The following is a 1,660-nucleotide window of genomic DNA, read 5'->3' on the forward strand; positions in this document are numbered from 1 at the left end:
CCGCCCGGAGGAGTCCGGCGAGCGCGACGTGGTGGCGCTGCAGGTGGTCACCATGGGCAACCGCATCTCCGAGGCCGCCAACGAGCTGTTCGCCGCCGACGCCTACCGCGACTACTTCGAACTCCACGGCCTGTCGGTGCAGCTGGCGGAGGCGCTCGCCGAGTTCTGGCACGCCCGGGTCCGCTTCGAGCTCGGCTTCGGCGACGAGGACCCGCAGGACGTCCGCGACATGTTCGCCCTGAAGTACCGCGGCGCCCGCTTCTCGCTCGGCTACGGCGCCTGCCCCGAACTGGCCGACCGCACCAAGATCGCCGAGCTGCTGCGGCCCGAGCGGATCGGCGTGGTGCTCTCCGAGGAGTACCAGCTGCACCCCGAGCAGTCCACGGACGCCATCGTCGTCCACCACCCCGACGTCACGTACTTCAACGCCGGCTGACACCCCCGCCGGTCCGCCGGAAGGAGCACCCGTCCATGCCCACCGCCACCGCCGGTCCTCCGGGCCGGTCCGTACCGAGCCTCGCCGACGCGATCCGCACCGGGGGCCGCTCGTTCTCCTTCGAGTTCTTCCCGCCGCGGACGGAGGCCGGCGAGCGCACCCTGTGGCGGACGATCCGCCGGGTGGAGGCGCTGGCGCCCACCTTCGTCTCGGTGACCTACGGCGCCGGCGGTGCATCCCGGGACCGCACCCTGGCGGTCACCGAGCGGATCCTCGCCGAGACCACGCTCCGGCCGGTCGCCCACCTGACCGCGGTCGGCCACTCGACCGCGGAACTGCGGCGCATCATCGGCACGTACGCCGCGGCGGGGGTGCGCGACATCCTCGCCCTGCGCGGCGACCCGCCAGGCGACCCGCAGGGGCCGTGGCACCCGCACCCGCACGGGCCGCGGTACGCCGCCGAGCTCGTCGCCCTGGTGAAGGCGTCCGGCAGCTTCTCGGTCGGCGTCGCGGCCTTCCCCGAGCGCCACCCGCGCTCGGCCGACTGGGACAGCGACATCCGCCACTTCGTCGCCAAGTGCCGGGCGGGCGCCGACTACGCCATCACCCAGATGTTCTTCGACCCGGAGGACTACCTGCGGCTGCGCGACCGGGTCGCCGCCGCGGGCTGCGACACCCCGATCATCCCGGAGATCATGCCGGCCACCTCCTTCGACCAGATCCGCCGCTTCGCGGAGCTGAGCAACGCGAGCTTCCCGGCGGCGCTGGCCCGCCGGCTGGAGGCGGCCCGCGGGCTGCCGGAGGCCGGACACCGGATCGGTGTGGAGCACGCCACCGCGATGTGCGAGCGGCTGCTCGCCGAGGGCGCCCCCGGCCTGCACTACATCACGCTGAACAACTCCACCGCGGCGCTGGAGATCCACCGCGGCCTCGGCGCAATGCCGCACCGGGCGCCGCAGCTCGCCGCCGCCTGACGCACCGTCATCACACATCCCGGAATGAGGAAGCACGCGATGGACTTCAAGGTCGCCGATCTGTCCCTGGCGCCGTTCGGTCGCAAGGAGATCCAGCTGGCCGAGCACGAGATGCCCGGCCTGATGGCGATCCGCGCGGAGTACGCGGCGACCCGGCCGCTGGCCGGCGCCCGGATCACCGGCTCGCTGCACATGACCGTGCAGACCGCCGTCCTCATCGAGACGCTGACCGCGCTCGGCGCCGAGGTCC

General features: G+C 73.4%; 3 protein-coding genes. All 3 read left to right on the forward strand.

The window, feature by feature from the left end; genetic code table 11:
- Positions 1–436: vitamin B12 dependent-methionine synthase activation domain-containing protein (locus ACFV0G_RS39060; protein WP_380558580.1), on the forward strand; the 436-nt coding region annotated here is incomplete at its 5' end.
- Positions 437–471: 35 nt separating this feature from the next.
- Positions 472–1,410: a methylenetetrahydrofolate reductase [NAD(P)H] gene (gene metF, locus ACFV0G_RS39065; protein WP_380558583.1), complete on the forward strand. Its 939-nt coding sequence runs from the start codon at positions 472–474 to the stop codon at positions 1,408–1,410.
- 24 nt (positions 1,411–1,434) lie between these two features.
- Positions 1,435–1,660, forward strand: a 226-nt coding sequence (locus ACFV0G_RS39070; protein ID WP_380558586.1) for an adenosylhomocysteinase, incomplete at its 3' end; no start/stop codon positions are given.

Origin of the sequence: Kitasatospora sp. NPDC059571 (assembly GCF_042735675.1) — a bacterium.
GTDB lineage: Bacteria > Actinomycetota > Actinomycetes > Streptomycetales > Streptomycetaceae > Kitasatospora.